This is a genomic window from Haloferax sp. AS1, assembly GCF_014530665.1.
In the GTDB taxonomy this organism is placed as follows: domain Archaea; phylum Halobacteriota; class Halobacteria; order Halobacteriales; family Haloferacaceae; genus Haloferax; species Haloferax volcanii.
In genome coordinates this window covers 388,685-410,590 of record NZ_SPSA01000001.1, presented here as the reverse complement: position 1 = coordinate 410,590, position 21,906 = coordinate 388,685, and the positions used below count along the sequence as shown (strand labels likewise).

The 21,906-nt window shown below is 62.4% G+C and carries 36 protein-coding genes; 17 read left to right on the top strand and 19 right to left on the bottom strand.

The window, feature by feature from the left end; translation table 11 throughout:
- Positions 1-13 precede the first annotated feature (13 nt).
- From E4P24_RS02215 to sepF, 4 genes are all read right to left on the bottom strand, one after another.
- Positions 14-1,030: a hypothetical protein gene (locus tag E4P24_RS02215; RefSeq protein WP_188148049.1), complete on the bottom strand. Its 1,017-nt coding sequence runs from the start codon at positions 1,028-1,030 to the stop codon at positions 14-16.
- A gap of 174 nt (positions 1,031-1,204) precedes the next feature.
- Positions 1,205-1,627: a hypothetical protein gene (locus E4P24_RS02210; RefSeq protein WP_188148048.1), complete on the bottom strand. Its 423-nt coding sequence runs from the start codon at positions 1,625-1,627 to the stop codon at positions 1,205-1,207.
- A 131-nt stretch (positions 1,628-1,758) separates the two neighbouring features.
- Complete coding sequence (uvrA, locus tag E4P24_RS02205) at positions 1,759-4,710, bottom strand: excinuclease ABC subunit UvrA (RefSeq protein WP_004065331.1); 2,952 nt, start codon at positions 4,708-4,710, stop codon at positions 1,759-1,761.
- Positions 4,711-4,829: 119 nt separating this feature from the next.
- Positions 4,830-5,186 (bottom strand): cell division protein SepF, encoded by a 357-nt coding sequence (sepF, locus tag E4P24_RS02200; RefSeq protein ID WP_004044531.1) that lies wholly within the window; start codon positions 5,184-5,186, stop codon positions 4,830-4,832.
- Between the two features lie 220 nt (positions 5,187-5,406).
- Here sepF and E4P24_RS02195 point away from each other — a divergent pair, with 220 nt between their 5' ends.
- Positions 5,407-6,087, top strand: coding sequence for a DUF1028 domain-containing protein (locus tag E4P24_RS02195; protein ID WP_188148047.1), 681 nt, complete (start codon positions 5,407-5,409; stop codon positions 6,085-6,087).
- Between the two features lie 42 nt (positions 6,088-6,129).
- Here E4P24_RS02195 and E4P24_RS02190 read toward each other — a convergent pair whose 3' ends face one another.
- Positions 6,130-6,609, bottom strand: a complete 480-nt coding sequence (locus E4P24_RS02190; RefSeq protein WP_004044533.1) for an RNA-binding protein — start codon at positions 6,607-6,609, stop codon at positions 6,130-6,132.
- Positions 6,610-6,770: 161 nt separating this feature from the next.
- Here E4P24_RS02190 and E4P24_RS02185 point away from each other — a divergent pair, with 161 nt between their 5' ends.
- Positions 6,771-7,073, top strand: coding sequence for a hypothetical protein (locus E4P24_RS02185; protein WP_115802114.1), 303 nt, complete (start codon positions 6,771-6,773; stop codon positions 7,071-7,073).
- A gap of 120 nt (positions 7,074-7,193) precedes the next feature.
- Positions 7,194-8,513, top strand: coding sequence for a ribonuclease R family protein (locus E4P24_RS02180; RefSeq protein ID WP_188148046.1), 1,320 nt, complete (start codon positions 7,194-7,196; stop codon positions 8,511-8,513).
- Between the two features lie 138 nt (positions 8,514-8,651).
- Here the strand turns inward: E4P24_RS02180 and E4P24_RS02175 are convergent, their stop codons facing one another.
- The 7 genes from E4P24_RS02175 to E4P24_RS02145 form a co-directional block, all read right to left on the bottom strand.
- Positions 8,652-8,891 (bottom strand): hypothetical protein, encoded by a 240-nt coding sequence (locus tag E4P24_RS02175; RefSeq protein ID WP_004065334.1) that lies wholly within the window; start codon positions 8,889-8,891, stop codon positions 8,652-8,654.
- A 96-nt stretch (positions 8,892-8,987) separates the two neighbouring features.
- Positions 8,988-9,362, bottom strand: coding sequence for a hypothetical protein (locus E4P24_RS02170; RefSeq protein WP_115802113.1), 375 nt, complete (start codon positions 9,360-9,362; stop codon positions 8,988-8,990).
- Positions 9,363-10,425: 1,063 nt separating this feature from the next.
- Positions 10,426-11,427 carry a site-specific integrase gene (locus E4P24_RS02165; protein ID WP_188148045.1) on the bottom strand — a complete coding sequence of 334 codons (1,002 nt, stop codon included), beginning with the start codon at positions 11,425-11,427 and terminating at the stop codon, positions 10,426-10,428.
- Positions 11,424-11,615, bottom strand: a complete 192-nt coding sequence (locus tag E4P24_RS02160; protein ID WP_004044540.1) for a sigma factor-like helix-turn-helix DNA-binding protein — start codon at positions 11,613-11,615, stop codon at positions 11,424-11,426. The genes E4P24_RS02165 and E4P24_RS02160 overlap by 4 nt, the downstream gene beginning before the upstream one ends.
- Entirely contained in the window at positions 11,612-11,782 is a 171-nt protein-coding gene (locus tag E4P24_RS02155; RefSeq protein WP_188148044.1) for a hypothetical protein, read from the bottom strand. The genes E4P24_RS02160 and E4P24_RS02155 overlap by 4 nt, the downstream gene beginning before the upstream one ends.
- Entirely contained in the window at positions 11,779-12,012 is a 234-nt protein-coding gene (locus E4P24_RS02150; RefSeq protein ID WP_004044541.1) for a hypothetical protein, read from the bottom strand. Before E4P24_RS02150 ends, E4P24_RS02155 begins: the two co-directional genes overlap by 4 nt.
- Before the next feature lie 106 nt (positions 12,013-12,118).
- Positions 12,119-12,304 (bottom strand): CopG family transcriptional regulator, encoded by a 186-nt coding sequence (locus tag E4P24_RS02145; RefSeq protein WP_188148043.1) that lies wholly within the window; start codon positions 12,302-12,304, stop codon positions 12,119-12,121.
- A gap of 105 nt (positions 12,305-12,409) precedes the next feature.
- Here E4P24_RS02145 and E4P24_RS02140 point away from each other — a divergent pair, with 105 nt between their 5' ends.
- The 4 genes from E4P24_RS02140 to E4P24_RS02125 are packed head-to-tail and all read left to right on the top strand — an operon-like array spanning position 12,410 to position 14,067.
- Entirely contained in the window at positions 12,410-12,646 is a 237-nt protein-coding gene (locus E4P24_RS02140) for a hypothetical protein (protein WP_188148042.1), read from the top strand.
- A gap of 15 nt (positions 12,647-12,661) precedes the next feature.
- Positions 12,662-13,261, top strand: coding sequence for a hypothetical protein (locus E4P24_RS02135; RefSeq protein ID WP_188148041.1), 600 nt, complete (start codon positions 12,662-12,664; stop codon positions 13,259-13,261).
- Complete coding sequence (locus tag E4P24_RS02130) at positions 13,251-13,754, top strand: hypothetical protein (protein WP_188148040.1); 504 nt, start codon at positions 13,251-13,253, stop codon at positions 13,752-13,754. The genes E4P24_RS02135 and E4P24_RS02130 overlap by 11 nt, the downstream gene beginning before the upstream one ends.
- Positions 13,744-14,067 carry a hypothetical protein gene (locus E4P24_RS02125; protein WP_188148039.1) on the top strand — a complete coding sequence of 108 codons (324 nt, stop codon included), beginning with the start codon at positions 13,744-13,746 and terminating at the stop codon, positions 14,065-14,067. The genes E4P24_RS02130 and E4P24_RS02125 overlap by 11 nt, the downstream gene beginning before the upstream one ends.
- Positions 14,068-14,079: 12 nt before the next feature.
- Here E4P24_RS02125 and E4P24_RS02120 read toward each other — a convergent pair whose 3' ends face one another.
- The 7 genes from E4P24_RS02120 to E4P24_RS02090 form a co-directional block, all read right to left on the bottom strand.
- Positions 14,080-14,664, bottom strand: coding sequence for a site-specific integrase (locus E4P24_RS02120; protein ID WP_188148038.1), 585 nt, complete (start codon positions 14,662-14,664; stop codon positions 14,080-14,082).
- A 115-nt stretch (positions 14,665-14,779) separates the two neighbouring features.
- A complete protein-coding gene (locus E4P24_RS02115; RefSeq protein ID WP_188148037.1) occupies positions 14,780-15,199 on the bottom strand; it encodes a hypothetical protein in 420 nt (139 codons plus the stop codon).
- Between the two features lie 504 nt (positions 15,200-15,703).
- A complete protein-coding gene (locus E4P24_RS02110; RefSeq protein ID WP_188148036.1) occupies positions 15,704-16,366 on the bottom strand; it encodes a hypothetical protein in 663 nt (220 codons plus the stop codon).
- 58 nt (positions 16,367-16,424) lie between these two features.
- Entirely contained in the window at positions 16,425-17,039 is a 615-nt protein-coding gene (locus E4P24_RS02105; protein ID WP_004044547.1) for an ATP-binding protein, read from the bottom strand.
- A 2-nt stretch (positions 17,040-17,041) separates the two neighbouring features.
- Positions 17,042-17,494: a hypothetical protein gene (locus E4P24_RS02100; protein ID WP_188148035.1), complete on the bottom strand. Its 453-nt coding sequence runs from the start codon at positions 17,492-17,494 to the stop codon at positions 17,042-17,044.
- Positions 17,487-17,948: a hypothetical protein gene (locus E4P24_RS02095; RefSeq protein WP_223173866.1), complete on the bottom strand. Its 462-nt coding sequence runs from the start codon at positions 17,946-17,948 to the stop codon at positions 17,487-17,489. Before E4P24_RS02095 ends, E4P24_RS02100 begins: the two co-directional genes overlap by 8 nt.
- Positions 17,945-18,127: a hypothetical protein gene (locus E4P24_RS02090; protein ID WP_008612835.1), complete on the bottom strand. Its 183-nt coding sequence runs from the start codon at positions 18,125-18,127 to the stop codon at positions 17,945-17,947. Before E4P24_RS02090 ends, E4P24_RS02095 begins: the two co-directional genes overlap by 4 nt.
- Positions 18,128-18,256: 129 nt before the next feature.
- Here E4P24_RS02090 and E4P24_RS02085 point away from each other — a divergent pair, with 129 nt between their 5' ends.
- Genes E4P24_RS02085 through E4P24_RS02045 form a run of 10 tightly spaced genes read left to right on the top strand, consistent with a single transcriptional unit; the run spans position 18,257 to position 21,779 of the window.
- Positions 18,257-18,454, top strand: coding sequence for a sugar kinase (locus E4P24_RS02085; protein ID WP_188148033.1), 198 nt, complete (start codon positions 18,257-18,259; stop codon positions 18,452-18,454).
- Complete coding sequence (locus tag E4P24_RS02080) at positions 18,455-18,961, top strand: hypothetical protein (protein ID WP_188148032.1); 507 nt, start codon at positions 18,455-18,457, stop codon at positions 18,959-18,961.
- A gap of 10 nt (positions 18,962-18,971) precedes the next feature.
- The gene (locus tag E4P24_RS02075) at positions 18,972-19,412 is read left to right on the top strand and encodes a hypothetical protein (protein WP_144859981.1); all 441 of its coding nucleotides are present in this window, start codon (positions 18,972-18,974) and stop codon (positions 19,410-19,412) included.
- A gap of 33 nt (positions 19,413-19,445) precedes the next feature.
- Positions 19,446-19,892 (top strand): hypothetical protein, encoded by a 447-nt coding sequence (locus E4P24_RS02070; protein WP_144859979.1) that lies wholly within the window; start codon positions 19,446-19,448, stop codon positions 19,890-19,892.
- Positions 19,885-20,013: a hypothetical protein gene (locus E4P24_RS19135; protein WP_255505159.1), complete on the top strand. Its 129-nt coding sequence runs from the start codon at positions 19,885-19,887 to the stop codon at positions 20,011-20,013. Before E4P24_RS02070 ends, E4P24_RS19135 begins: the two co-directional genes overlap by 8 nt.
- A complete protein-coding gene (locus tag E4P24_RS02065) occupies positions 20,013-20,618 on the top strand; it encodes a hypothetical protein (protein WP_223173865.1) in 606 nt (201 codons plus the stop codon). The genes E4P24_RS19135 and E4P24_RS02065 overlap by 1 nt, the downstream gene beginning before the upstream one ends.
- Entirely contained in the window at positions 20,615-21,043 is a 429-nt protein-coding gene (locus E4P24_RS02060) for a hypothetical protein (RefSeq protein WP_188148031.1), read from the top strand. The genes E4P24_RS02065 and E4P24_RS02060 overlap by 4 nt, the downstream gene beginning before the upstream one ends.
- Positions 21,043-21,441, top strand: a complete 399-nt coding sequence (locus E4P24_RS02055; RefSeq protein WP_144859284.1) for a hypothetical protein — start codon at positions 21,043-21,045, stop codon at positions 21,439-21,441. The genes E4P24_RS02060 and E4P24_RS02055 overlap by 1 nt, the downstream gene beginning before the upstream one ends.
- Positions 21,434-21,637, top strand: coding sequence for a hypothetical protein (locus E4P24_RS02050; protein ID WP_144859282.1), 204 nt, complete (start codon positions 21,434-21,436; stop codon positions 21,635-21,637). Before E4P24_RS02055 ends, E4P24_RS02050 begins: the two co-directional genes overlap by 8 nt.
- Positions 21,627-21,779, top strand: coding sequence for a hypothetical protein (locus tag E4P24_RS02045; RefSeq protein ID WP_186372523.1), 153 nt, complete (start codon positions 21,627-21,629; stop codon positions 21,777-21,779). Before E4P24_RS02050 ends, E4P24_RS02045 begins: the two co-directional genes overlap by 11 nt.
- Positions 21,780-21,906 lie beyond the last annotated feature (127 nt).

Sequence of the window (21,906 nt, the reverse complement as noted above, 5' to 3'; positions counted from 1 at the left end):
GGAAACCGCCCGACTACGCGACGACCGCCAGCCCCGCCGCGGTCCGCCGCGTCCCGTCCCACGGGACTTCGATTCGGTCCCACGAGTCACCGAAATCGGTCGTCCGATAGAGACCGCGGTCGTTCGCAGCGTAGCACTCGCCGCCGGTTCGCCCGGCGGCCAAGACCGCGCGGGTCGCGCCCGACCCGGTCGGCAGGCCGGTCTCGTCGAGTCGGTCCCACGACTCGTCGCCGTCGCCCTCGTCGTCCGGCGAGTCCCGCCTGCGGTAGAGGTACGCCGCCGCCGACTCGACTCGGTGAGCGCGCATCGGCCCGGAGGCGGCCGTCAGAAGCACCGACTCCGGGTCCGCGGGGTCGACGGCGACGCTCCAGCAGTAGCCGTGGCCGAGCCCCGCGGTCGGCGTCGTCCACGTCTCGCCCGCGTCGTCGGTCTCGGCGTAGCCGTCGCCCGCGGCGACCCAGACGCGACCCGGCCGGTCGGGGTGCGTCGCCATCGAGTGCGTGTCGCGCTTGCTCGACGCCACGCGGTCTTGCCACGTCTCGCCGCCGTCGAAAGAGCGGACGAGCGCCCCGGCTTCGACCGCGACGAACAGTCGGTCGGCGTCGGTCGGGTCCGGCTCTATCCAGCGGACGTGGTGGGTGTGCGGGCGGGGCGGGAACGCCCACGACGACGCCGAATCGAGGGCCGAAAGCGGCGCGAGTTCGGCCCACGTCTCGCCGCCGTCGCGGGAGCGGAAGACGGCCGAGGGCTCGGTGCCGGCGTAGACCACGTCGGGGGCGGCCGGAGAGACGGCGAGGCTCGTCACCGACTCGGGGAGCGCGTCGGTGCCGACCGCGTGCCACGACGCCCCGCCGTCGGTCGTGCGGAAGACGCCGGCGTCGAAGGTCCCGCAGAACGCCCGGTCCGGCGCGCGCGGGTCGGCCGCGACGCACTCGATTCGGTGCTCGCCGAGTCGCCGGCGGGTGGTCGAGTCGTCGGGCGACCCCGAGACCGCGAGGACCGCGCCGTTGGCGGCGGCGTAGAGTTGCATGGGGGACGTAGGCGCTCGGGGATGAAAAACGCGGGTGCGGGGTGAGTCGCGGTGGGAGCGACGACGACGACAGGTCCCGGCGCTCGTCGTGGCCCTCGCGCTCGCGGGCGTCGGCTACTGGTGGTACCGGCGGCGCTGAAGGACGGCCGATGCTAAAAAAAAGTCCGCGGACGCTCAGTCGTCGGCCGGCGACGCGGGGCCCGGCATCCCCCCGGGCGTCGTCGGCTCGCTGACCCACGCCTGCCACGCCATGATGAGCATGGAGACGATGAGACAGACTCCCCACAGGAACGTCGTCGGAATCAGGAACGTCAGCCCGAACCCGACGCCGACCCAGATGGTGAGCGGTAACAGCCACTGCCCGACGACGAACAGCCCGCTCACCGCCGCCCGGAGTCTCCCCGTCAGTGCGAACGCGTCCACCGCGAACCCCATCACGACCGCGAGAATCGACAGCACACCCAAGTGCGCGTGGCCGCCCACCAGCCACGACGGCACGCCCCCGGATTCCAGCAGCGTGTACTGGTACAGTCCCACCACCATCATCGTCGTGAGCCCGAGGAACCCCGACGTTTTGAGTATGCGTGACATACACATGGAGAGACGCGAAACGGTCGGAAATGTCTTTCCCCGGAGTAGTTTGATTGGCGAAAGCGTCTCGCCCGGCGAGCGGCCGTCGGCCGACCCGAGCGTGAAAACGAAACGTCGCAGTTACGGCGACGCGCGGCTCAGTCGTCGTCGTTCGTCACTTTCGCGGGCTTGCGGCGGTCCGACCGCGGCCCCTCCTCGTCCACGTCGGGGAGGTAGTCGCGGAGGTACCGGCCCGTGTGGGAGTCGGGGTTCGCGGCAATTTCCTCGGGCGTGCCGCTGGCGACAATCGTGCCGCCGCCCGCGCCGCCCTCGGGGCCGAGGTCGACGATGTGGTCGGCGTTCTTCACGAGGTCGAGTTCGTGTTCGACCACGAGCACGGTGTTGCCGTTGTCGACGAGGCGCTGGAGCACCTCGATGAGCTTCCGCTCGTCTTCCTTGTGGAGACCCGTCGTCGGCTCGTCGAGCAGATACAGCGTGTCGCCGGTCTGCTTCTTGCCGAGTTCTTCCGCGAGTTTGACGCGCTGGGCCTCGCCGCCGGAGAGGGTGGTCGACGGCTGGCCGAGCTGCATGTAGCCGAGGCCCACGTCGTGGAGCAGTTGGAGGCGGCGGCGAATCTGCGAGTTCGCCTCGAAGAAGTCGAGCGCCTCGTCGACTTCCATGTCGAGCACGTCGGCGATGGTCTTGTCCTTGTACGTCACGTCGAGCGTCTCGGCGTTGTAGCGCGCGCCGTTGCACTCCTCGCAGGGCACGTACACGTCCGAGAGGAAGTTCATCTCGATTTTGACGTTGCCCTGTCCCTTGCAGGCCTCACAGCGGCCGCCCTTGACGTTGAAGGAGAACCGCCCCTTCTCGTAGCCGCGCTGTTTCGAGAGCTTCGTCTCCGCGAACAGCTCGCGGACGTAGTCGAAGACGCCGGTGTACGTCGCCGGGTTCGACCGCGGGGTGCGGCCGATGGGCGACTGGTCGATGAGCCGCACCGTCTCGATGTCGTCGTAGCCCTCGATGGCGTCGTGCTCGCCGGGGTCGACGGAGGTGTTGTCGTTCATCCGACGGGCGAGCCCCTTGTAGAGAATCTCGTGCATCAGGGTGGACTTACCCGACCCTGAGACGCCGGTGACGGCCGTGAACGTCCCGAGGGGAATCGGCACGTCGAGGTCGTCGAGGTTGTGCTGGCGCGCGCCGCGGACGACGAGTTCGCCGTCGCCCTCGCGGCGGCTCTCGGGCACGTCGATGTCCTTGCGGCCCGAGAGGTAGTCGGCCGTGATGGAATCGTCGGCCGCGACGATGTCGTCGAAGTCGCCCTGCGCGACGACCTCGCCGCCGCGCTTGCCCGGACCGGGACCCATGTCGATGATTTCGTCGGCCCGGCGCATCGTCTCCTCGTCGTGTTCGACGACGATGAGCGTGTTACCGAGGTCGCGGAGGCCTTCGAGCGTGTTGAGCAGCTTGTCGTTGTCGCGCTGGTGGAGGCCGATGGACGGCTCGTCGAGGACGTAGAGGACGCCCACGAGGCCGGAGCCGACCTGCGTGGCGAGGCGGATGCGCTGGGACTCGCCGCCCGAGAGCGTGGCGGCCTCGCGGTCCAAGGTGAGGTATTCGAGGCCGACTTCGGTCATGAAGCCGAGGCGGGCGCGAATCTCCTTGAGAATCTCCTGTGCGATGGTGCGGTCGCGCTCGGAGAGCTCTGTTTCGAGCCCCTCGAAGTGTTCGAGCGCGCCCGCGATGGTCATGCGGTTGACCTCGGGGAGCGTCGTGCCGCCGACGCGGACGTGCCGGGACTGCTCTTTGAGCCGCGAGCCGTTGCAGTCGGGGCAGGTCGTGACGGCCATGAACTCCTCGATGTGGTCGCGCGTCCGGTCGGAGTCCGTCTCGACGTGACGGCGTTCGAGGTTGCCGACGACGCCCTCGAAGGGGTGTTCCTTGTGGCGCGTGCCGTTTTTCGTCGTCCACTCGAACACCACGTCCTCGCTCGTGCCGAACAGGAAGGCGTCCTGCACCTCGTCGGAAAGTTCCTCGAACGGCGTGTCGACGCTGACGCCGAAGTGGTCCGCGACGTTGTCGAGCTGGCGGCGGTAGTACGTCCGGTTGTAGCTCCACGGCTCGAAGACGTGCTTCAGCGGCTTCGAGGGGTCGGTGACGACGAGGTCGGGGTCGACCTCCTTGGCCTTGCCGAGGCCCTCACACTCCGGGCAGGCCCCGTGGGGGCTGTTGAACGAGAACGAGCGCGTCTCGATTTCGGAGAATCGGAACGACGAGTTCGGGTTGCCGAGTTCCTCGGAGAACTCGACGACGAGGCGGTCGTCGCCCTCGCCCGCGAGCGACCCGGTCGACCGGGTGTTGGAGGCGAAGGGGAGGTCCGCCGGCGGGTCGGGGACGATGAGTTTGAGGACGCCGCCGGCCTCCTCAAGCGCGGTCTCGACGGAGTCGGCGATGCGGGAGCGCGCCTCGGGCGCGACTTTCACGCGGTCGACCACCACGTCGATGGTGTGGTCGTAGTTCTTGTCGAGTTCGGGCGTCTCGAACGAGAGGTCGAACTCCTCGCCGTCGACCTCGACGCGGGCGTAGCCCTCGGAGACGAGGTCCGAAAACAGGTCCTTGAACTCGCCTTTCTGGTCGCGGACGACCGGCGCGACGACCTTCGCGCGGGTCCCTTCGGGGAGTTCGAGAATCTGGTCGACCATGTCCTGTGCGGACTGCTCGCCGACCTCCTCGCCCGTGATGGGGTCGTACTGGGTGCCCACGCGGGCGTACAGGAGGCGGAGGTAGTCGTGGAGTTCGGTGACGGTCCCGACGGTCGACCGGGGGTTGTTGGCCCCGTTCTTCTGGTCGATGGAGATGGCGGGCGAGAGGCCCTCGACGGCCTCGACTTTCGGCTTGTCCATCTGGCCGAGGAAGTTCCGCGCGTAGGCCGAAAGCGACTCGATGTACCGCCGCTGGCCCTCCGCGTAGACGGTGTCGAACGCGAGGGAGGACTTGCCTGACCCCGACAGGCCGGTGACGACGGTGAACGTCTCGCGGGGGATGCGAACGTCGAGGTTCTTGAGGTTGTGCTCTTCGGCACCGCGAACCTCGATGTAGTCCTTGCTCATTCGGACGACTCTAGGAACGAGAGGACCGAATAGCCATCGGTTCGGGCCGTTCGAGCCGCATCGCTCGCGGCTGCGAGTCGGGGAGAAATCGGAGCGTAAGCGGGTGTCGTCCGCCGTCGTCAGCCGTTGAGCTTCTGCCGCGAGATAGAGATGCCCGTGGGCGTGATGACGATTTGGTCGTCGCCTTTCTGGACGATGTCGCCGTCGACCTCGCGCGCGACCTGTCGGAGGTCGTCGATGATGTGCTCCATCGTGCTGTCGGAGGTCGTGTGGCGGGTGATGTCCGCGATGACCAGGTTGCCGTCGTAGACGGCGTCCTTGATGGCGATAACGTCCTGCTGGCCGCCGATTTCGGCGATATGAACCGAGAGGCCGGCGTCGCCGCGAGCGGTGTCGAAGTCGTCGAGGTCGAGTTCGACGTAGTCCTCGGTCGTTCGGGAACCACCACCACCGAGAATCTTACTCATGATACCCATAGGACGTAGAGAGGCCACAACGGGGTTAGTTCTTACGTCAGACGATTGTCTGATTTCAGACAGGTCTCGCCCCGACGACGCGCCGAATCGCCGGCAGAACCGCCGCGAGCGCGTGCGACCGTGGAGTCGGCGGTTCCAGCTGGCGTCCGACGCGCGCGGGGCGGTCGCGGCGTTTCGCCGGGTGTTTTTAGCCAGCGGCGCGCGGGGGCAGACGAACACGATGACCTTCAGCATCTGCGTCCGCGAGCCGTACGTCGACGCCGACGGCGACGACCAGCACCGCTTCGGCGTCGCCGTGACGACCCGCCTGCCGGGCGTCGGCGCGCTCTGCCCGTTCGCAACCGAACACGGCGCGGTGGCGACACAGGCGCTGACGAACGTCGAACTCGGGGAGAAAGGCATGGACTACCTCGAAGACGGCCTCGCCGTCGACGACGCCTTACAGGCGCTGTTGAACGCCGACGACGGCCGGGCGGAACGACAGCTCCACGGCGTCGGTTCCGAGGCGACGTTCGCTTTCACCGGCGACGACTGCCTCGGCTGGGCGGGCCACCGCGAGGGCGACGCCTACACCGTCGCGGGCAACCTGCTCACGGGCGAGGCGGTCGTCGAAGCCACCGCCGACGCCTACGAGCGGACTGCTGACGGCGACGAACCGCTCGCAAAGCGCCTCATCGACGCGCTCGGCGCGGGACACGCCGCGGGCGGCGACAAGCGCGACGACCTCGCCATCCAGAGCGCGGCCGTCGTCGTGACTTCGACCGAGGACCGCGAGATGGAGCCGTACTACAACGACCTCCGCGTCGACGCGACGGAGACGCCGCTGCGCGACCTGCGGGAGACGTTCTCGATGGCGCGGGAGGGGTACGAGGCGGCGCTAGAGAAGTACGCCGAAGCGTAGCCGGGCGGAGCGCACGCCGACCCTGAGACCGCGGCGGTCGGCTCAGACCGAGAACTCGAAGAGGTCGTCGCCGACGTGGTGGATGGATTCGACGACCTTGCCGGAGTCACCGACGAGGTCGGCCCCGTCTTCGAGCGCGCGACCCACGGCGAGCACCTTGCCGTGGGTCTCCTCCGCGATGACGACCAGGTCGCCCGCCTCGATGGACTCGTCGGCCTCGGTGATGCCGGGGCGCATCACGTCGGCCCCGCTGGAGACGAACGAGACCGCGCCAGCGTCGACCGTGACGACGTTCGTCGTCGGCGGGAACTGGTTCGCGCCCTTGACCGTGAGAAACGGCTGGTCATCGACGTACATGACCGCCGGCTCGCCGTCGACGAGGACGACCTCGTAGTCGGCGTCCGCGAACTCGACCGCCTCGAACGCGTCGCCAGCGAGGGCGACGCCGAGGGACGATTCGATGGAGTCGCACAGCGCGTCGATCTCGTCGCTTCGGAGGTGGTGGCGAGACTTGACCTTCATACCGGGTCGTGGACGCTCACGGCCGATAAATCGACCGCTCCGCGTCGAGTGGTCGGTGATGCCCCACGGCGGCCGGTCGAGCGCGAGCCGCGTCGGCGTCGGACGCGCGTCAGACTGTAACAGGATAAACTGCTAAGTACGACTGGGTCCACTCCCCTCATATGTGGCGCTCCCGGACGAACCGGGACCGGAATCGTGTCGTGTGCATCGCATGCGGTGACGCGGTCCTCCGGTCGGCGGCGCGCGAGTACGACAAAGAGGGGAACCGCTGGGAACGACACGGCAAGCGGTTCGAACACCTCTGTAAGTCCTGTTACCGGGGACTCTGCCACCAGCCCCGCGAGGAACTCGAAGGCCTCCTCGTCGACATCGAAGAACGCGGCATCTCCGACGAGGAGTTCCTGCTTCGCTACTTCGACGCGGTCAAAGAGCGGTACGAATCGCCCGGCGAGCGCGGTCGCTGAAGACGGGTTCGGCGGCCCGTCGCTGGGCCACGCAAACGCGCGCCGACGAGTGATATCGATTCTCGTACGTCGCGGCTCGTGCCCGACACTCATTTCTCCCTGCCCCGTCTAGTCGGGGCTATGTCAGACGACGCGCAGGCGTACGCCGGGACCGCCGAAGGGCAAGGACCGGTGGAGATAGACGCCGAACTCGCGCGACACCTCCAGAACAAGCGCGAGGAACTGTTCGAGGAGTTCGAGATTCGTGACGCGTTCCCGCCGGAAGTCCTCTCGGAGGCGCGTGCGCGCACCGACGGCGTCCACGAGGAGATCGAAGACGAACTCGAACACCGCAAAGACCTCCGCGACCTCACGACGTGGACGACCGACCCCGTCGACGCCCAGGACTTCGACGACGCCCTGAGCATCCGCGAGAACGAGGAGACGTACACGCTGTGGGTCCACATCGCCGACGTGACCCACTACGTCCACCCCGGCTCGGAGATGTGGGCCGAGGCCGTCAAGCGCGGCAACACCGTCTACCTCCCCGCCTACACCATCCACATGCTCCCGCCGGCGCTGGCCGAGACGGTCTGTTCTCTCGTCCCCGAGGAGGACCGCCTCGCCCACACCGTCGAGATGGAAATCAAGAAGGACACGCTCTCGTTCGAGTCTATCAACATCTACAAGTCCGTCATCCACTCCAACGAACGGCTCACCTACACGCAGTGTGAAAACCGGCTGGAAGACCCCGACCTCCCCCTCCACGAGGAGAACGCGCTGGTCTTCGACCTCGCGGACCAACTCCACGAACAGCGCAAGGAAGACGGCTCGCTCGTCCTCAACCCGAGCCGCGACCGCGCCCACACCATCATCGAGGAGTGCATGCTGAAGGCGAACAAGGCCGTCACGCACGAACTCATGTGGAACCGCGGCGTCGAGGCGATGTACCGCGTCCACCCGCAGCCGACTCCCGACCAGTGGGACAAGGCGCTCCGCGAAATCACCGAACTCGACGGCGTGAGCATCCAGTCCACGTCGTGGGACGAGCCCCGAAAGGCCGTCAACGACGCCTTGGAGAGCGCGAACTCCCGCACGCTCAACAAGATTCAGCGCGCCGTGCTGAAGGTCATGCCCCGCGCGAAGTACATGAACGACCCCTTCGGCGGCCACTACGCGCTCAACTTCGACATCTACGGCCACTTCACCTCGCCAATCCGCCGGCTGTCGGACCTCATCAACCACTGGATCGTCCACGAAAACGACGTACCCGAAGATCTCGTCGAACTCTGCGACCGCGCCTCCGACCGCCAGAAAGACGCCGAGACGGCCGAGCGACTCTACAAGCAGTTCCTCCAAGAGGTCGGCTTGGACCCCTACGCGGTCAACAACCGCGGCATCGTCACCGTCGACGACGACGGCGAGGTCATCGACGAAAACGGCCTCCCGCCGCAGGAATAACCCGGCGGTCGCTCCCGTTCGACCACTTGTTTTTGGCCGACGAGAATCCACCGGCCGCTACTGGCGAGACGGGCGCGGAGTGACGGACTCGTAACCGAGAGGCTGAAACGGTGGCCCGCGTCCGACCGCCACGACCGCTTACTCCTCTTGTTTGTGCGTGAACAGGAGCACGTCGCCGTCGTGTTGGGTCACACAGAGGTCGAGCATCATGCTCAGTTCGAGGCTGTTGTAGTCGTTCTCGCAGACGACCAAGTCGTCGAACGGCTTCTCGCACGCCGGACAGGCGATAGAGACGGTGTTCTGGTAGGTGGTGACGCCGCCGCTCGACTCGTAGGGCGTGAGCGACGACCGGAGTTCGTCGAGTTCCTCGTCGTTCATGGACGTGTTGTGCGCGCGGCGTGCGTATAATTCTTCACGGTCGGACATCGGTCACGGTCGGACGTGGCAGCGGATTGCCGACTCGCGACTGCCGGCTCACGACCGCCCGGCGTCGTCCAGCCCGCAGACCCACCGGAAGTGCGGGTGCACCCACGACAGCCCCGCGGCGTTGGCCTCGACCCACGACGACGGGTCGCTCAGCCGACGCGACAGCACCTCCGCGCGCTCCTCGTGCGTTCCCTCCCGGTCGAACGGTATCAGTTCGAGCGTCTGCGACGCGGGGTTGAAGAAGACCGCCCGCTGGGTGTCCGCGTCGAGTCCGACCAGCCGCGAGCCGTTGGCGTCTCTCTGGAGCAACGCCTGCGCCATCCGGTGTTGGTGGACCCCGCGGCGCGTCTCGCGGAGTTTCGAGACGATTGCTCGAAAGAGGGCCGTCGGGTCCGACGGGGGTTCGCCTCGTCGTGTTTCCATACCGACGCCCTCGGAGCGAGACGGTAAGAGGGTCCGCCATGAGCGGAGTGAAAGTGTCGGGTTCGGCGGAAGTGAACGATGTTTCCGAGCGCGCTCGACGGCCGAGTCACGCTCGGACGACGAACAAAGCCGGTTTTCGTTCAGCAACGCTGACCGGCCCGAGCTCGTCCGGTACGACGGGGAGTGGTACTTCGTTCGGGTCGCGATTGTGTAGTCGTAGAGCGCGACGACTCAGTATTCACCACGGTGGGAAGTGTCACAAAAACAGCGGTAGCCTAGGCTGTGAGGTACTGTGCAGAAATGACAATTTTAAAATAATTCTCTGCGTACGATGAGACTATGGACGTCCCTCCAAAAGACTTCATGCTGGGGCGGTCCAGCGCATGGTCCAGTAGATTTGTACTGGTAATTGTTTCGTTTCCTTCGATTGGATTCGCTGCGGTCGTATCTCGATTTCTTGGTATCAGCTCACCGAATTCAATCGTTGAACTTCTCTATTTTATAAGCACGTACTGCACTCTACTTGCCATATCGATGTTCAGTTCGTACTTCGCGGCATATCAACTCGGCATTGGACGGCAATGAGAAACGGGACGTACATCTGTTCGCGACGCAGTTGATACTCGCAGGGCTCCTGACGGAGTCACGACTCATCGTGTTGCGTCGCGAAAATGGTAGTGGACTTGCGGGTCCCCACGAGCAGTGCGAGACGACCGTGTCGTCTCGCTGGCCATGCGGGCGACTCACGGGTCGCTCGCAGACGAAGCGAGTGGGGGCAAGCGAGTCCAGTGACTGACGGAACGAAGTGACGGAAGGAAATGGACTCGCGGGGATATTGAACCACGGTCACTCCCGTTCGCTCGCGCTGCTCGCTCACCTCTCGTTCCCTGATTCAAATCCCCGCTCAAACAGGCACTACATCACGCGACGCAGGAGGTACTCGTCGGACTCCTCGCGGAGTCACGACTCGCTGAGTTGCGTCGCGAAAATGGTAGTGGACTCGCGGGGAAGGTCCCGGTCGGGAATCGCACGGGGCTGTGCGGCTGGCAGGTAGTGTTGTGACTCATGGCAGGTTCTGGATTCGAACGTTCATCTTCTCGCGCGGGGTCCGCGCGTCGTAGTGCTGGTACAGGATGTCGAGCGACACGTCCGACCGCTCCGAAATCGTCTCCGGCGAGACCTCGCGGTTGAGGTAGGCCGTGATGTGTCCTCGACGAACGGCGTGGGGCGACCGCGACGACGGACACCGACTCGGATAGCCGTCTGACCCGACCGCGTCGCACGTCGCTCGCTCGCGGTCGTGCGGACAGTCGCCGTACTCGCAGGGGCGCGTGAGCTTCCCGACCCACTTGTAGATGGTATCGCCGGTCGGACGCCCGTACTTCGACGTTATCAGCGGGCGGCGGCCGTGGTCGTCGACGACATCGTGCCGGTTCGTCGCGGCGTACTCGTCGACGACCTCGAACCACTCGGGACCGAGGTAGACCCACCGCTCGCCCTTCGTGCCGTTCTTCAGAGCGGTATCGGTCTCCGGCCGGTGGACCAACTCGACGGCGTGGTCGTCGGCGTGCAGGTCGCCGACATCGAGCGCCCGAAGCGCACCCCGGCGCATCCCGGTCCGCCAGAGCAACGCCATGATGACGTGCTCGCGGCTCGCGTACTGGTAGCGGTCGAGGTAGTCGAGAATCGATTCGGCGCGGTCCGCCGACAAGTGGATGTCGCGCGACTCGGCTCCGTCGGGAAGCTCCGGCGCGTGAACGCGCTCGCGAAGACCGTCCTCGACGCCCTCGATGTCGGCCCAGAAACCGAGCGCCGCCCGTACGGTGCTCAGTTGCTTCTGGAGCGTGATGGGCGCGATGTCGCCTCGACGCCACGCGACGAAGTCGGCGAGGTCGCGGCCGGACAGGTCGTTCAGGTTCTCGATGCCGACCTCCTCGCACCAGTCGAGGAAGTGGTTCAGCCGAGTGCGCGAGTTCTGCAGGGTCGACGCGCGGACGCTCGGTTCGCGGTGACGCAGGAAGCGCGTGACGCCCTCCTCGGGGGAGAGCGGTTCGAGGTCGGTCACGCTCCACCCCGCTTGTCGAGCTTGCGCCGAGCGCGGTACAGGAGCGTCCGCACAGTCGACGGGTCACGTCCGGTCCGGCGTGCGAACTCGGTCGGCGTCTCGTCGCCCTCGTCGACGGCGAGATAGGCGTCAGTCTCCGCGGGCGAGAGTCCGGCGGTGAACGTCCCGAGGTTCGTCTGGGCGCTCATGGCTTCCTCCAGCCGCCGAACACACGTTCGCCGCAGTACTCGTGAACGACGTAGTCGGTGACTCCCGCGACTCGCGCGAACTCGTCTAAGTGGTTGACCTCGACGCTCATGTGGGGGTCGTCAGCGTACACGCGCCGCCCGCAGACTGCGCAGGAAACGACGGTCACGCGCTGGCACCTCCGAGTTCCGTCTGGGCGTCGTCGTGTCGACGGCGACCGTCCGGCTGGATGGTTCGGATGTCGTCGGCCCACTCGCGCAGTCGCTCGCGGGCACCGTTCACCTTCTCGTCGAGTTCTTCGAGCGAGTCGGCCGAGACCTCGACCTGCATCTTCTCTTTGTCCTGCGACCCGGTGCCGCGGGTGACGACGAGCTTCACGTCGAACGAATCGTCACTCACGCTCAGAACACCTCGACGCAGTACGCAACGCTGGACTTACGTGCCGCGCGCGACTGCTCCGAACCGGGGACCGCAGAGTAGCTGGCAGGCTCTTTGGCTGGTCCCCTCATGCTTCTGCGGGCGGTTCGTCGGTCAGTTGGACTTCGGGCGTCTCGAACGGCGAGTCCGGCGCTTGGTTGATGAGGTGACGGACGTACGCCGACCGCGACATCCCGTGTTCACGGGCTCTATCGTTCAGTTTCTCGACCGTCTCTGGTGGGACAGCGACAGTCATGTTGACTGATAGTGCCATTGCACTCACAGCTACATGAGTGATTCACTTATTCTTTTGCATCAACTGCATCAGAACATCAGCCGTGATGTAACTTATTAGTGCATCACCGAATTATTGATTCACATGGCGAGGACGACGCTCACATACGAAGACAATATTGACGATTGGATTAAGAACCGGCTCGTAGCTGGACAAAACAGGACTATCTGGCTGAGATATGCCGTTGAAACTACATACGCAGTCGACGGGATGCTCGACGAGCTTTTCGAGCCGTACCAGTACGACAAACGGCAGGAGTTAATTGAGGCGGCAGTCAGGAAAGAAGTCGACCGGCGAAGGCGTGAAATTGGTGACAGCTAACCCTACGATAACACTATGGACCACATAGAGATTACAGGCGTTCGTGGCGGACCACGAATAGAAGGGGCGGGAGATATTCCTGGTGAGTTCGGTATTGAGTATGAAACTGTCCCTGATCTCAAGGACAAGGATGCCCGAGAGATTGAAGAGGAAGACTTGGAAGACAGCGATCTGGACTGGGAACAATTCCGTCCAGTTGTCGATTTTTTTGAGTTAGTGAGTGGTAATGAACTAGTCGAAGGGGTACCGTGGTACTATGAAATAAGATTTGAATATTATGGTTCAGAGCCGACAGATTTGGTGTTCAAGAACATAGAACAGATTCAACACCTCAACGGGGGTTCGAAACTGAGTAGCAAAAGCCAGGAAGAAACGATCTCAAATGTTGAGCCTGGAAAAGAATATACACATCAATTTAACCGTCCCAGTCCGCCACTTGATGGAATATTGCAGTTTGAATTTCAAGTATCTGTAGAGGGTGGAGATAGTCTTGTAATCAAGGAACCAGATGGGAGTGAAACGAAAACATATGTTCCAATTTTCAGGGTGAATGAAAATGAATCTCTCCGCCAACTATACCAATTAGCGAAACAGGGTGACAAGGATGGTGAATAGTTCCAAGATACATGACGACGACTCGGTTGAAACAGCTCCGAGTAGCGTTACCCGTGTCGTTCAGGAACACGAGTTCCACTGGGAGAATCTTCCTCTCGATGTCCAAGAAAGAATTGTTCAAGACTCAATAACGAACATTTCAGAGAGAATCACAGCTGAAGAGGTCTTCCACGAATCGGTTCTCCCAACCGAATCAGAAGGCAGCGAGATAGAGTATTCTGCCTTAGCAGAGTCCCTCAGTAAGGATCAATTACAGGTAATCGGAGAAAATATACAGCCACACGACGTTGTATCGGGTACGGAGGAAGAAAACATGACTACTCAATCGTCACTATCCAAAGCGGTTGATGCTGCCCTATTGGAGCATCCAGCGGCGACTCTATACGCCATGTCTGTAGTGACGTTCATGTGTGCCTTCTATTTCCAAAGCATTCTCATTGCTCTCGCAGGCGCGGCAATGTTGATTCTGACTACTCTTCACTATGCAGATTAGCGTCTCTGATTCTCTTTCAGCAATCACAAGCACCGATAACGTCTGGATCGCAGCAATTGCTGCTGCTACGTTCATAATCGTAGCAATCCTGCTGATTCGGTCCCAATCACAGACTGTGAAACTCGTTTTTCAGCGGCTGAATACCATTCTAAAAGCGGTTACCATCCTTGGTTACGCCGCGTTAGCGTTCGGGTTCTCCGCAATTTGGGTTGATGGGCAAATGGCCTTCATCGTCGCTCTGATTGTCACAGCATTACTCTCGCAGAAGGGGCTCATCTTTCTACATTCCCAGATTGAAGATGCACGAGAGTAGGCTACGGAAACGTTACAACCACTCGATTTTGTCCATCCCACGCGCCTGTGCTTCGAGACTGTACGCGCCGAGGTAGTGTTCTCTGAACGTTTCCCAGTCCTCCCAACCACCCCACTCCATCACCAGACCAGGCTCGACCTCCGCGCCGACCAGTAGCGTCCCCCACGTCCGCCGGAGGTCGTGCGGACCGAGGAACGACCAACCAACATCCTCGGTCTCCTCGACCAGCTGGTCGCCAGCCTTGGTGACCCAGTTCCGTACGGTTCGAGTCGTCCGGTCGACGACTGGTGTATCGCTCGACTCGTCGCGGTAGTCGCCGACCGCCGCGATCGTCGCCGCGAGGTCGGTCGGGATGGGCGTCTCTCGGTACTTCGAACCCTTCCCCTCCCACACCCGGAGGAACTTCCCGACCTCCGTGTCGACTACGTCGTCGGGCGTGACTTCCACGACCTCCGCGACACGGAGCCCACATCGCGCACCGAGAGCGAACGCGACTCGCTGTTCAGTCCCGTCGGCGACGTCGAGGAGCGTATCGACCTCGCTCCGACTGAGCCACACTTTCTTCCCATCCTTGCTCTCGTAGTCCTGCATCTTCATTTCCGGTTACCTCACATCTCGGAAGAATAGCGCCAGTATCCTAGTCTTTTCCCCGTGTCGAGGACTGAAATCGAGCCGATTCTTTCCGACTCTCAGGTCTTTTCGGAGAGCGAGCCTAATTCGTCAGAACAGTTTCGTCGTCGTACTGTTCCAGCCTGGGATAATTAGCAGCAGTATTAGCGTTCAGCCTCCACTGCTTACCCCCCTCGTGGTCCCTAATCAATACGAACTTGGCCGACATCAACTCCTGATTTGGAACGACACGAACGCTGTCCTCAGACGGTCCCAAGAAAACATGATAGAGAGGTCGGTCTGCTGATTCTGTGAGATTCCATGATCCCTGAAAATAGCCTTTTGGACCTCCAGATTCCTTGAACCACTTGCAGTAGTGAAGGTACGCTGTCTTCTGTCCTTCTTCAGTAGTGACTTTCCACATGGCTTTACTCACTTTCTCAATTCCCCTCACCGAAGGTGTTGAGAGAAGTTTCTCAATATACTCCTGATTACGCTCTGCAGACGTCGGTTTGTCAGACATCTGTAACTCAATTATATTGACACGGATATAACACTAACCTCGGAGTCCTGTTCCCACTTTCAGGTGTTTTCGGAGAGGGTGGTCAAAAATGCGTGTTCTTATTCTTCAGATGATTCACTATGTTCTGAGTTTTCTACGTTTTCACTTGCGGTGAGTGAACTAGTACTCGCAGTAGTTGTTTCAGCTTCATCTGTCACCTGAATCTGGAATACAAACAGAATTTCAGCAATAGAAATGCCAGAGATCGATATCCCAATCCAATAGGCACAGGATGAAGATAGGTAACCCCAATAATTCAAAGTGCTCACAAGCGCCCCAAAGAGGGTTAAAGAAACCAAAATAGACCGGGCATATTTTCGGAGAATGACCGCAACTTTACCTGTAAATCGGTGATAATCCACGGATATACCGGTCAACTCAATCTACCTGCTTATTGAGTAGGTATGGCCTCTTATTGAAATGTTTTCGGAGGAAGGGCACACCCGAGACCTCGTATTTTAGAAATCAGTTATCGTTCGAGTGAGTCTGTTCGTAGTAATAATTCAGCCGAGCCAAGGTAGTGATCCCTAACTCCCGAACTCTTGAGATCTCCCGCTCACTCAGCTCATCTTGTTCCTGAATCGCAATTTTGGTTAACTTGTTGACCTCTTGAAGCGCACGTATCCCATCGCGTGGAAAAAGAGTCTCTTTCCGAAGTGCTACGATTAGATCATCAAATGAAACATCATCCTGAGTAAAGTAATCTCCCACAATTTTTCGGAGAATGCGTTCTATCTCGTTTCTTAGTACAGGTAGTGAATCGAGTGGTGATATCCTAGACTGATAGACATATTGGTTAAACATACTTTCGGAGAGATAGTCAGTAATATCGGCATCCTCTGGAAAATCAAAGGCCTTTTCAACATTATATTTCGTGTTTTTAACACGTTTTCTGAATGTTATCCCCATATCTTTGACGTTGATGCTTTCGATAAGTGGTACAAACGGAACTAGAGCCAAAATACCGATTAAAGCGACCATCTGCCAATGAACATCAATTCTCTCTGGTATCAATAAGTCAAGGAGAACTATAACCAACACAAAGAAAAACACGATAGAAAGAGAGTATTCTCTCAACCTTCGGTCATTTGGAACTTTATTCAGAAACCAGTCACCAATTCGGCCCATGACTAAACATGGATATTCAGTAACATATAGTTGAGTTCCAAAGTCTGTCACAGAAACATCATGCGTACGCCTCCTGCGTCTCCGCGCGGTGCAGCACGTTCATCCGCTTGTCGAAGACGACGTACTGGTACGGCTCGGTCGGGAGGTCGTCGCGTGGAATCGAGAAGTACCGCAGAAAGCCGTCGTGGAACACGGCCCACTCACCGACCCACACCCAGAACTTGCATTGCTTGATGGGCGTGTAATCGAGGTCCGATGGGTCCTGCGTGGCGATAACGACCTTCAGCCCCTTGTCGCGGTCCTCGTGGAGCATCCGTTTCACCGGGTTGTCCGACTCGACCTCGCCGTCGGGAAGGACGTTCTGCGCCTCGTCGAAGATGACCTGCGTCGGGAAGCCCGTCGCCTCGTGGTACTCGTGGGCGACCGTCCGCGCCTGCCGCGCCGTTTCGAGCGGGGAGTCGGTCACCCAGTTGAGTCGCGTGGCGTCCGATGCGCGAGCTTCGCCGACCGACCGGACCGTCGCGGCGTCGTCGAGGTCGCGCCCGGTGATGCCGTCGGTGTTGGTGAAGTTGACCCAGATGCTCAGGCCGGGGAACTCGGCTTGCATCTCGCGCAGCAGGGTCGTCTTCCCACCGCCGGAGTCGCCGGTAACGACCGTGTGGTACGCCTGCATCGTCACGCACCTCCGACACCCGCGAGCGGCGCGAGGTCGTCGTCGAGGTCCTCGTCGTTCTGGCCGCTGTCGTTCTCGTCTCCGTTCCCGTCCTGCGCCGTCTCCGACGGGAGGTACTGGAGCCCGAGGAGAGTCGTTCCGACGGCTCCGTCGACCACGGGCGGCGTGCCGTCGCCACCACTCACGCGGATGAGCATCCGCAGGAGGTAGTGCGACCCTCGCGGGAGGTCCGGGTACTCTGACCGAAGCTGGCTGACCGCCGGACCCGTCGCGTCCGCGTCGAAGAGCGCCGCGAAGACTCCGCCCGAAGAGTCACCGTCGTTCTTCCCCGCGTCAGCCTCCGCACCCTCAGCGGCCGCGTGGTTCGCCGCACCGCCCACGTTCGGGACGCCGGCGTTGCGGACGAACGTGTCGCCCGGCGAGGGTGGTGACGGCGTCTCGCCGTCCTCAGGCATCGTACGCCTCCCCGCACTCGATGCAGACGCGGTCGTACTGGGTCAGGACCGCCGTGTTCTTCGCGGACGGGTTGCGAGCGCGCAGAACAGCGTCGGCGTCGACGTAGTCGTCCGACCCGCAGTCGGGGCACCCGTCGACTTCTTCGGTGTCCTTGCCACCGTCCGTGATGGGCTCAGGCGCGCCGTGGATGGGGTTTCCGCCGTCGGTCATCGCCTTCTGAGTGTCCGACACTTCGATGTCCCCCGATTCGGGCGGGTTCGACGGGTCAGTATCGGGGACTGAACCGCGCTCGCCGGCTGGCTCACCAGCGCCGTCGAGGGGCTGAATCATCGTGTCCCAGTCTCGAAGAGGGCACCCCGGCCGGTGATTGTGGATTCCCTGCGCCGCGTAGAACAGTCCGCAATGCTCGCATTGCTGGTCCGTGGGGTTCTGAGGCTCTTTCCTGCCGTTCATGCGATGAGTCCTCCGAGCATCGAGACGCCCGACTGAGTGGCGTGTACTGCACCGCTGAGTGCGCCACACTCGCCGAGGATGCCGATTCCGAACGCTCCTTTCACGAATGGTCTCGTCTCGTCCGAAGCCCGGAGATAGGCCACGAGCGTGCCGAGAACTAGTGTCGGGTAGCCAATCATACTGTGTCGAACAGTCAGGCGACCGTGAATGTAAAATAACGAGTGCTGTACGACGCTCAATAATTGAATTGTTGAGCGTATTCTACTACACTTCCAACTTTTTCACAATCGCCCGTTGTCGGAAATGGAATGACGAAAGTACCACTTGAACTACTCGGCATCGAGGTCGACACCGACGACCCCGGTGAATCCGCACAGAACCTCGGTCTCGGGGTTGTCGGCGTCGCCCTCACGATGGGCGTCGTCGGAGCAGGAGCGTATCTGTACAACACCGCACGGCAGAAGGCCGGCGTCACCGACGACGACGTGAACATCCCGGGGGTCTAGATGCCGGGAACACTCAGCTACAACGCGGACCTCGCCGAACTCGACGGCGACGTGCGACCCATCCGCGGCGACGACCTCGACCAAGACACGCTCAAGGCCGGCGCGGAGGTCACGGTCTACCGCGAAAAAGTCCCACAGGACAAGGACGAATGGTTCGGTGCGGGCGGGAAGGACCGCGCGAGTGCGGACGCCTCGCCCATGCACGCCGACGTGGTCGCCACCGGCAACGGCTCGGGCACCGCCGGCGACACCATCGGCGGCACGCTATACGCCGCCATCACCGACTCCGATGGGCGGGCCCTCTACACGCGCAAGCTCGGCGACCTGACGCTACTCTCCGAGTTCGCCAGCGAGCCACCCACCGAGCGCCCGCTGATGTACTCGCTCGCTCCGTACGCGACGGCGGGTCGATACATCGAGTTCCGCATCGACGCCGACAGCGCATCGGACGGCAAGGAAATCGACCCGGCTAACAGCGACGTGATGCTGTACCGGAGTTCGCTGTAGAGGTCCCACCATGGGAATTTTATCGAAGCTCACGACCGACGAGCGCCGCGAGACGCCGCACATCCAAGACGAGGTACCGGCCGACACCACCGACCACGAGGTCGCGTGGACTGCGCCCGCCGACTGCACCGTCGAGCAGCTGTCGCTGTGGGCAGTACCCAATTCCGAGGATGCACTCCGGCTCCGGCCGGTGATTCGGCGCGTCCGCGGTGACCCAGACAACCCCGAGTCCGCCGAGGACACCGATATCCCGAGCTACGGCGACGGAGAGAAGTTTATCACCGGTGAGCCTGACGGCGACCGCTACTACGTGAACGCAGAAATGAGAGAAGGAGACCAAATCGTCATCATCGCCGACAATTCGAACACCGACTACGGCTACCGATTCAGAGCGTTGCCGACTGTCGACTATCTCGGTGGGATTCGGCGTGTCATCGGGGGGGTGTTCTAGATGCCGGGAGGTGGACGGCCGTGGTCGAAGCCGATGAACCAAGTCAGCAACTCCTCGCGAGACATCAAGTACCTCCAACTCTCCCAAACTGCAGATTTGGAAGCGGGAGAACTCCAGACGACCGTGCTAAACGCTCCAGAGGGCAAAATCTGGAAGCTCATCGCGCTTTACCTCAAAGCAGATAGCCCCGCCGGAAGCAACAGCGGCAAGCATGCGTTCTTCGTGCAGCCCGACGGCCTCTACATCCCGGTTCTGGAGGGCAAATCAGAGCACATGGACCCGGTCGAGTTCAAGGGCAACGAGTGGAGCAAGACGAGTACCTATCAAATCCCACAGGACGACGAGACGAACGTCCTCAACGCCCTTCGGACCGACAGCTCACAGGGCATCCGCATCCAGTACTCGAACGCGACCGACGTGAGCCAGACCAACACTCGGACCATCAACGCGATTGTCGAGGAGGAGGACGTGAATGCCTGAAAATACCGAAATCATCAACGCTGAGACGGGAGAGGTAGAGAGCTTCGAAGTCATCCACGAGACGACTGGCGACGACGGTCATCGCGTACGCCAACTCGTCCGGTCTGGAGGGAGCAACTGATGGTCATCGCAGACCCCGACTCCGACGACCGCATCGACCCGGGCGGCTACATTGACGACCTCGATGACGACGACTCGCCCGGCGGGAACAGCACAGACGACGACAACACCATCGACACCGGCGACTACCTCGACGACGGTGGGACCGGCGGGTACGGAAGCATCGACCGCGATGACGATGACGACGACGATGACCTCGGCCTCGACCCCGGCAACTCTGAGAGCGGGATGCCGGGCGGAGGTGACCCGGCGAACGACGCCGTCTCCCCCGACCCGAACGAAAACAGCGACGGTGACGAGGTCACGGTCAACCCCGACGGCTCAGTGAGCATCGACGAGGACCGACTGAGCGGCGGATACGAGAGCGTCGAGGATGTCGTCGACGAGGTCCGCAACATCGTCGGCGGCGGGTCGAGTGAGACGCCGCAAGTCGGTGAAATCACCGCTCTGGAGGAGCAACTTCGCAACCTCCGCGAAAGTCTCACCGGGATGGGCGAGTCGACCGGCGACTCGTCGAGCGGCGGGCTTCTCGCGGTTGGCGCGGCTGGCATCGCGGTCGTCGTCGCCATCGGCGCGGCGGTTCTCGCGGGAGGTGACGACAAGTGAGCGGTCCGCTCGGACTCGAATGGGTCGATAACTCCGAGGAGTGGGACCCGTCCGACCCGGCCGTGCTTGCGACCGTCCGCGAGCACGGCGGCGACACCTTCGCCGACCGAATCCATCTCTTAGCAGATGGACGAATCCGGCAACAGGTCATGATGGACGGCGACCCGTTCGCGTCGACCTACTTCGACATCGACATCGACTCGTCGCTCGCCTCGACGAGCGAGAGCGACGACGGCGAGACCTCGGTCGGCGGTGGGTCGTCGCCGGGCGGCTCGTCGAGCCCGTCGACGGACACCGACGACTCGACTGAGAGCACGTCGGGCGTCGGCTGGCTCCTCGACGGCGATGGGTCACGAACGAACTTCATCGCGCTCGCGGCGGCCGCGGTCGTCGCCGGCGTCGGCATCCTCGCGGGGTGGTCCTGATGGTGGGCTTCTTCGACGGCATCGGCAACACCGTCGACGAGATAACCACCGACCAGGGCGACCCCGGCTGGGGGCCGGACGACACCGAGGCGGCGCTCGACGGGCTCGCGGGCTCGACCGACGAGTGGGTCTCGCGCAACCCCGTCACCGACGGCGCTATCGACCTCGTCTGGGAGGGTCACGAGGGCGACAGCATCGACGTGCTCGGCCCCGGTCTGTGGGGCTCCGACGGGTCGGTGACCGACGTGCTTGTCGACGTCGACGGCGAGAGTCACGCCGGCGAGACGACGACGACGCTCTTCCTCTGGGGCGGGCTCGCGCTCGTCGTCCTCTATCTCGTCCGCCCGCTGCTGACGGTCGCCGCCGACATCGTCGCCGGAGTGGTCGACGATGAGTGAGCTAACCGACCTCCTGCTCCAGACGACCGACCCGGTGACGGCACTGCTCCTCATCGGACTCGGCGCGCTGATGCTCTGGATTCACCGCGACCTGCACGGCGACCTCGTCGTGATGCGCGGCCGCGTGCGGCGCGTCGAGGACTGGGTCGTCGCTACCGACGGCGGCGTCGACCAGGAGGACGATGATGGTTGCTGACCTCGGCTGGCTCTCAACGAGCGTCGACGTGCCGCTGTGGGGCCTGTTCGTCCTCGGCGGCTACCAGCGGGTCACTCGACTGCTAAAAGGACCGGCCGGAGAGACGGCCCGTGAGTCCGGCGACAAGGGCACCAAAAAATGAGCTACGGAACCATTCGACAGCGGAGAAGAACAGGACCTCGCAACGCTCCTCGCCAACGAGGACTCGCAACTCGGCGAATTCAAGGACAAATCGGTACGTGCTAGGGTGCTACTTGGAAATGCAAACC

What these genes read in the sequence shown, in the direction of transcription:
- E4P24_RS02215 (WP_188148049.1), bottom strand. Translation starts at nt 1,030, where the DNA reads ATGCAACTCTACGCCGCCGCCAACGGCGCGGTCCTCGCGGTCTCGGGG.
- E4P24_RS02210 (WP_188148048.1), bottom strand. Translation starts at nt 1,627, where the DNA reads ATGTGTATGTCACGCATACTCAAAACGTCGGGGTTCCTCGGGCTCACG.
- uvrA (WP_004065331.1), bottom strand. Translation starts at nt 4,710, where the DNA reads ATGAGCAAGGACTACATCGAGGTTCGCGGTGCCGAAGAGCACAACCTC.
- sepF (WP_004044531.1), bottom strand. Translation starts at nt 5,186, where the DNA reads ATGGGTATCATGAGTAAGATTCTCGGTGGTGGTGGTTCCCGAACGACC.
- E4P24_RS02195 (WP_188148047.1), top strand. Translation starts at nt 5,407, where the DNA reads ATGACCTTCAGCATCTGCGTCCGCGAGCCGTACGTCGACGCCGACGGC.
- E4P24_RS02190 (WP_004044533.1), bottom strand. Translation starts at nt 6,609, where the DNA reads ATGAAGGTCAAGTCTCGCCACCACCTCCGAAGCGACGAGATCGACGCG.
- E4P24_RS02185 (WP_115802114.1), top strand. Translation starts at nt 6,771, where the DNA reads ATGTGGCGCTCCCGGACGAACCGGGACCGGAATCGTGTCGTGTGCATC.
- E4P24_RS02180 (WP_188148046.1), top strand. Translation starts at nt 7,194, where the DNA reads ATGTCAGACGACGCGCAGGCGTACGCCGGGACCGCCGAAGGGCAAGGA.
- E4P24_RS02175 (WP_004065334.1), bottom strand. Translation starts at nt 8,891, where the DNA reads ATGAACGACGAGGAACTCGACGAACTCCGGTCGTCGCTCACGCCCTAC.
- E4P24_RS02170 (WP_115802113.1), bottom strand. Translation starts at nt 9,362, where the DNA reads ATGGAAACACGACGAGGCGAACCCCCGTCGGACCCGACGGCCCTCTTT.
- E4P24_RS02160 (WP_004044540.1), bottom strand. Translation starts at nt 11,615, where the DNA reads ATGAGCGCCCAGACGAACCTCGGGACGTTCACCGCCGGACTCTCGCCC.
- E4P24_RS02145 (WP_188148043.1), bottom strand. Translation starts at nt 12,304, where the DNA reads ATGGCACTATCAGTCAACATGACTGTCGCTGTCCCACCAGAGACGGTC.
- E4P24_RS02140 (WP_188148042.1), top strand. Translation starts at nt 12,410, where the DNA reads ATGGCGAGGACGACGCTCACATACGAAGACAATATTGACGATTGGATT.
- E4P24_RS02135 (WP_188148041.1), top strand. Translation starts at nt 12,662, where the DNA reads ATGGACCACATAGAGATTACAGGCGTTCGTGGCGGACCACGAATAGAA.
- E4P24_RS02130 (WP_188148040.1), top strand. Translation starts at nt 13,251, where the DNA reads ATGGTGAATAGTTCCAAGATACATGACGACGACTCGGTTGAAACAGCT.
- E4P24_RS02125 (WP_188148039.1), top strand. Translation starts at nt 13,744, where the DNA reads ATGCAGATTAGCGTCTCTGATTCTCTTTCAGCAATCACAAGCACCGAT.
- E4P24_RS02120 (WP_188148038.1), bottom strand. Translation starts at nt 14,664, where the DNA reads ATGAAGATGCAGGACTACGAGAGCAAGGATGGGAAGAAAGTGTGGCTC.
- E4P24_RS02115 (WP_188148037.1), bottom strand. Translation starts at nt 15,199, where the DNA reads ATGTCTGACAAACCGACGTCTGCAGAGCGTAATCAGGAGTATATTGAG.
- E4P24_RS02110 (WP_188148036.1), bottom strand. Translation starts at nt 16,366, where the DNA reads ATGGGCCGAATTGGTGACTGGTTTCTGAATAAAGTTCCAAATGACCGA.
- E4P24_RS02105 (WP_004044547.1), bottom strand. Translation starts at nt 17,039, where the DNA reads ATGCAGGCGTACCACACGGTCGTTACCGGCGACTCCGGCGGTGGGAAG.
- E4P24_RS02100 (WP_188148035.1), bottom strand. Translation starts at nt 17,494, where the DNA reads ATGCCTGAGGACGGCGAGACGCCGTCACCACCCTCGCCGGGCGACACG.
- E4P24_RS02095 (WP_223173866.1), bottom strand. Translation starts at nt 17,948, where the DNA reads ATGAACGGCAGGAAAGAGCCTCAGAACCCCACGGACCAGCAATGCGAG.
- E4P24_RS02090 (WP_008612835.1), bottom strand. Translation starts at nt 18,127, where the DNA reads ATGATTGGCTACCCGACACTAGTTCTCGGCACGCTCGTGGCCTATCTC.
- E4P24_RS02085 (WP_188148033.1), top strand. Translation starts at nt 18,257, where the DNA reads ATGACGAAAGTACCACTTGAACTACTCGGCATCGAGGTCGACACCGAC.
- E4P24_RS02080 (WP_188148032.1), top strand. Translation starts at nt 18,455, where the DNA reads ATGCCGGGAACACTCAGCTACAACGCGGACCTCGCCGAACTCGACGGC.
- E4P24_RS02075 (WP_144859981.1), top strand. Translation starts at nt 18,972, where the DNA reads ATGGGAATTTTATCGAAGCTCACGACCGACGAGCGCCGCGAGACGCCG.
- E4P24_RS02070 (WP_144859979.1), top strand. Translation starts at nt 19,446, where the DNA reads ATGAACCAAGTCAGCAACTCCTCGCGAGACATCAAGTACCTCCAACTC.
- E4P24_RS19135 (WP_255505159.1), top strand. Translation starts at nt 19,885, where the DNA reads ATGCCTGAAAATACCGAAATCATCAACGCTGAGACGGGAGAGGTAGAG.
- E4P24_RS02065 (WP_223173865.1), top strand. Translation starts at nt 20,013, where the DNA reads ATGGTCATCGCAGACCCCGACTCCGACGACCGCATCGACCCGGGCGGC.
- E4P24_RS02055 (WP_144859284.1), top strand. Translation starts at nt 21,043, where the DNA reads ATGGTGGGCTTCTTCGACGGCATCGGCAACACCGTCGACGAGATAACC.
- E4P24_RS02050 (WP_144859282.1), top strand. Translation starts at nt 21,434, where the DNA reads ATGAGTGAGCTAACCGACCTCCTGCTCCAGACGACCGACCCGGTGACG.
- E4P24_RS02045 (WP_186372523.1), top strand. Translation starts at nt 21,627, where the DNA reads ATGGTTGCTGACCTCGGCTGGCTCTCAACGAGCGTCGACGTGCCGCTG.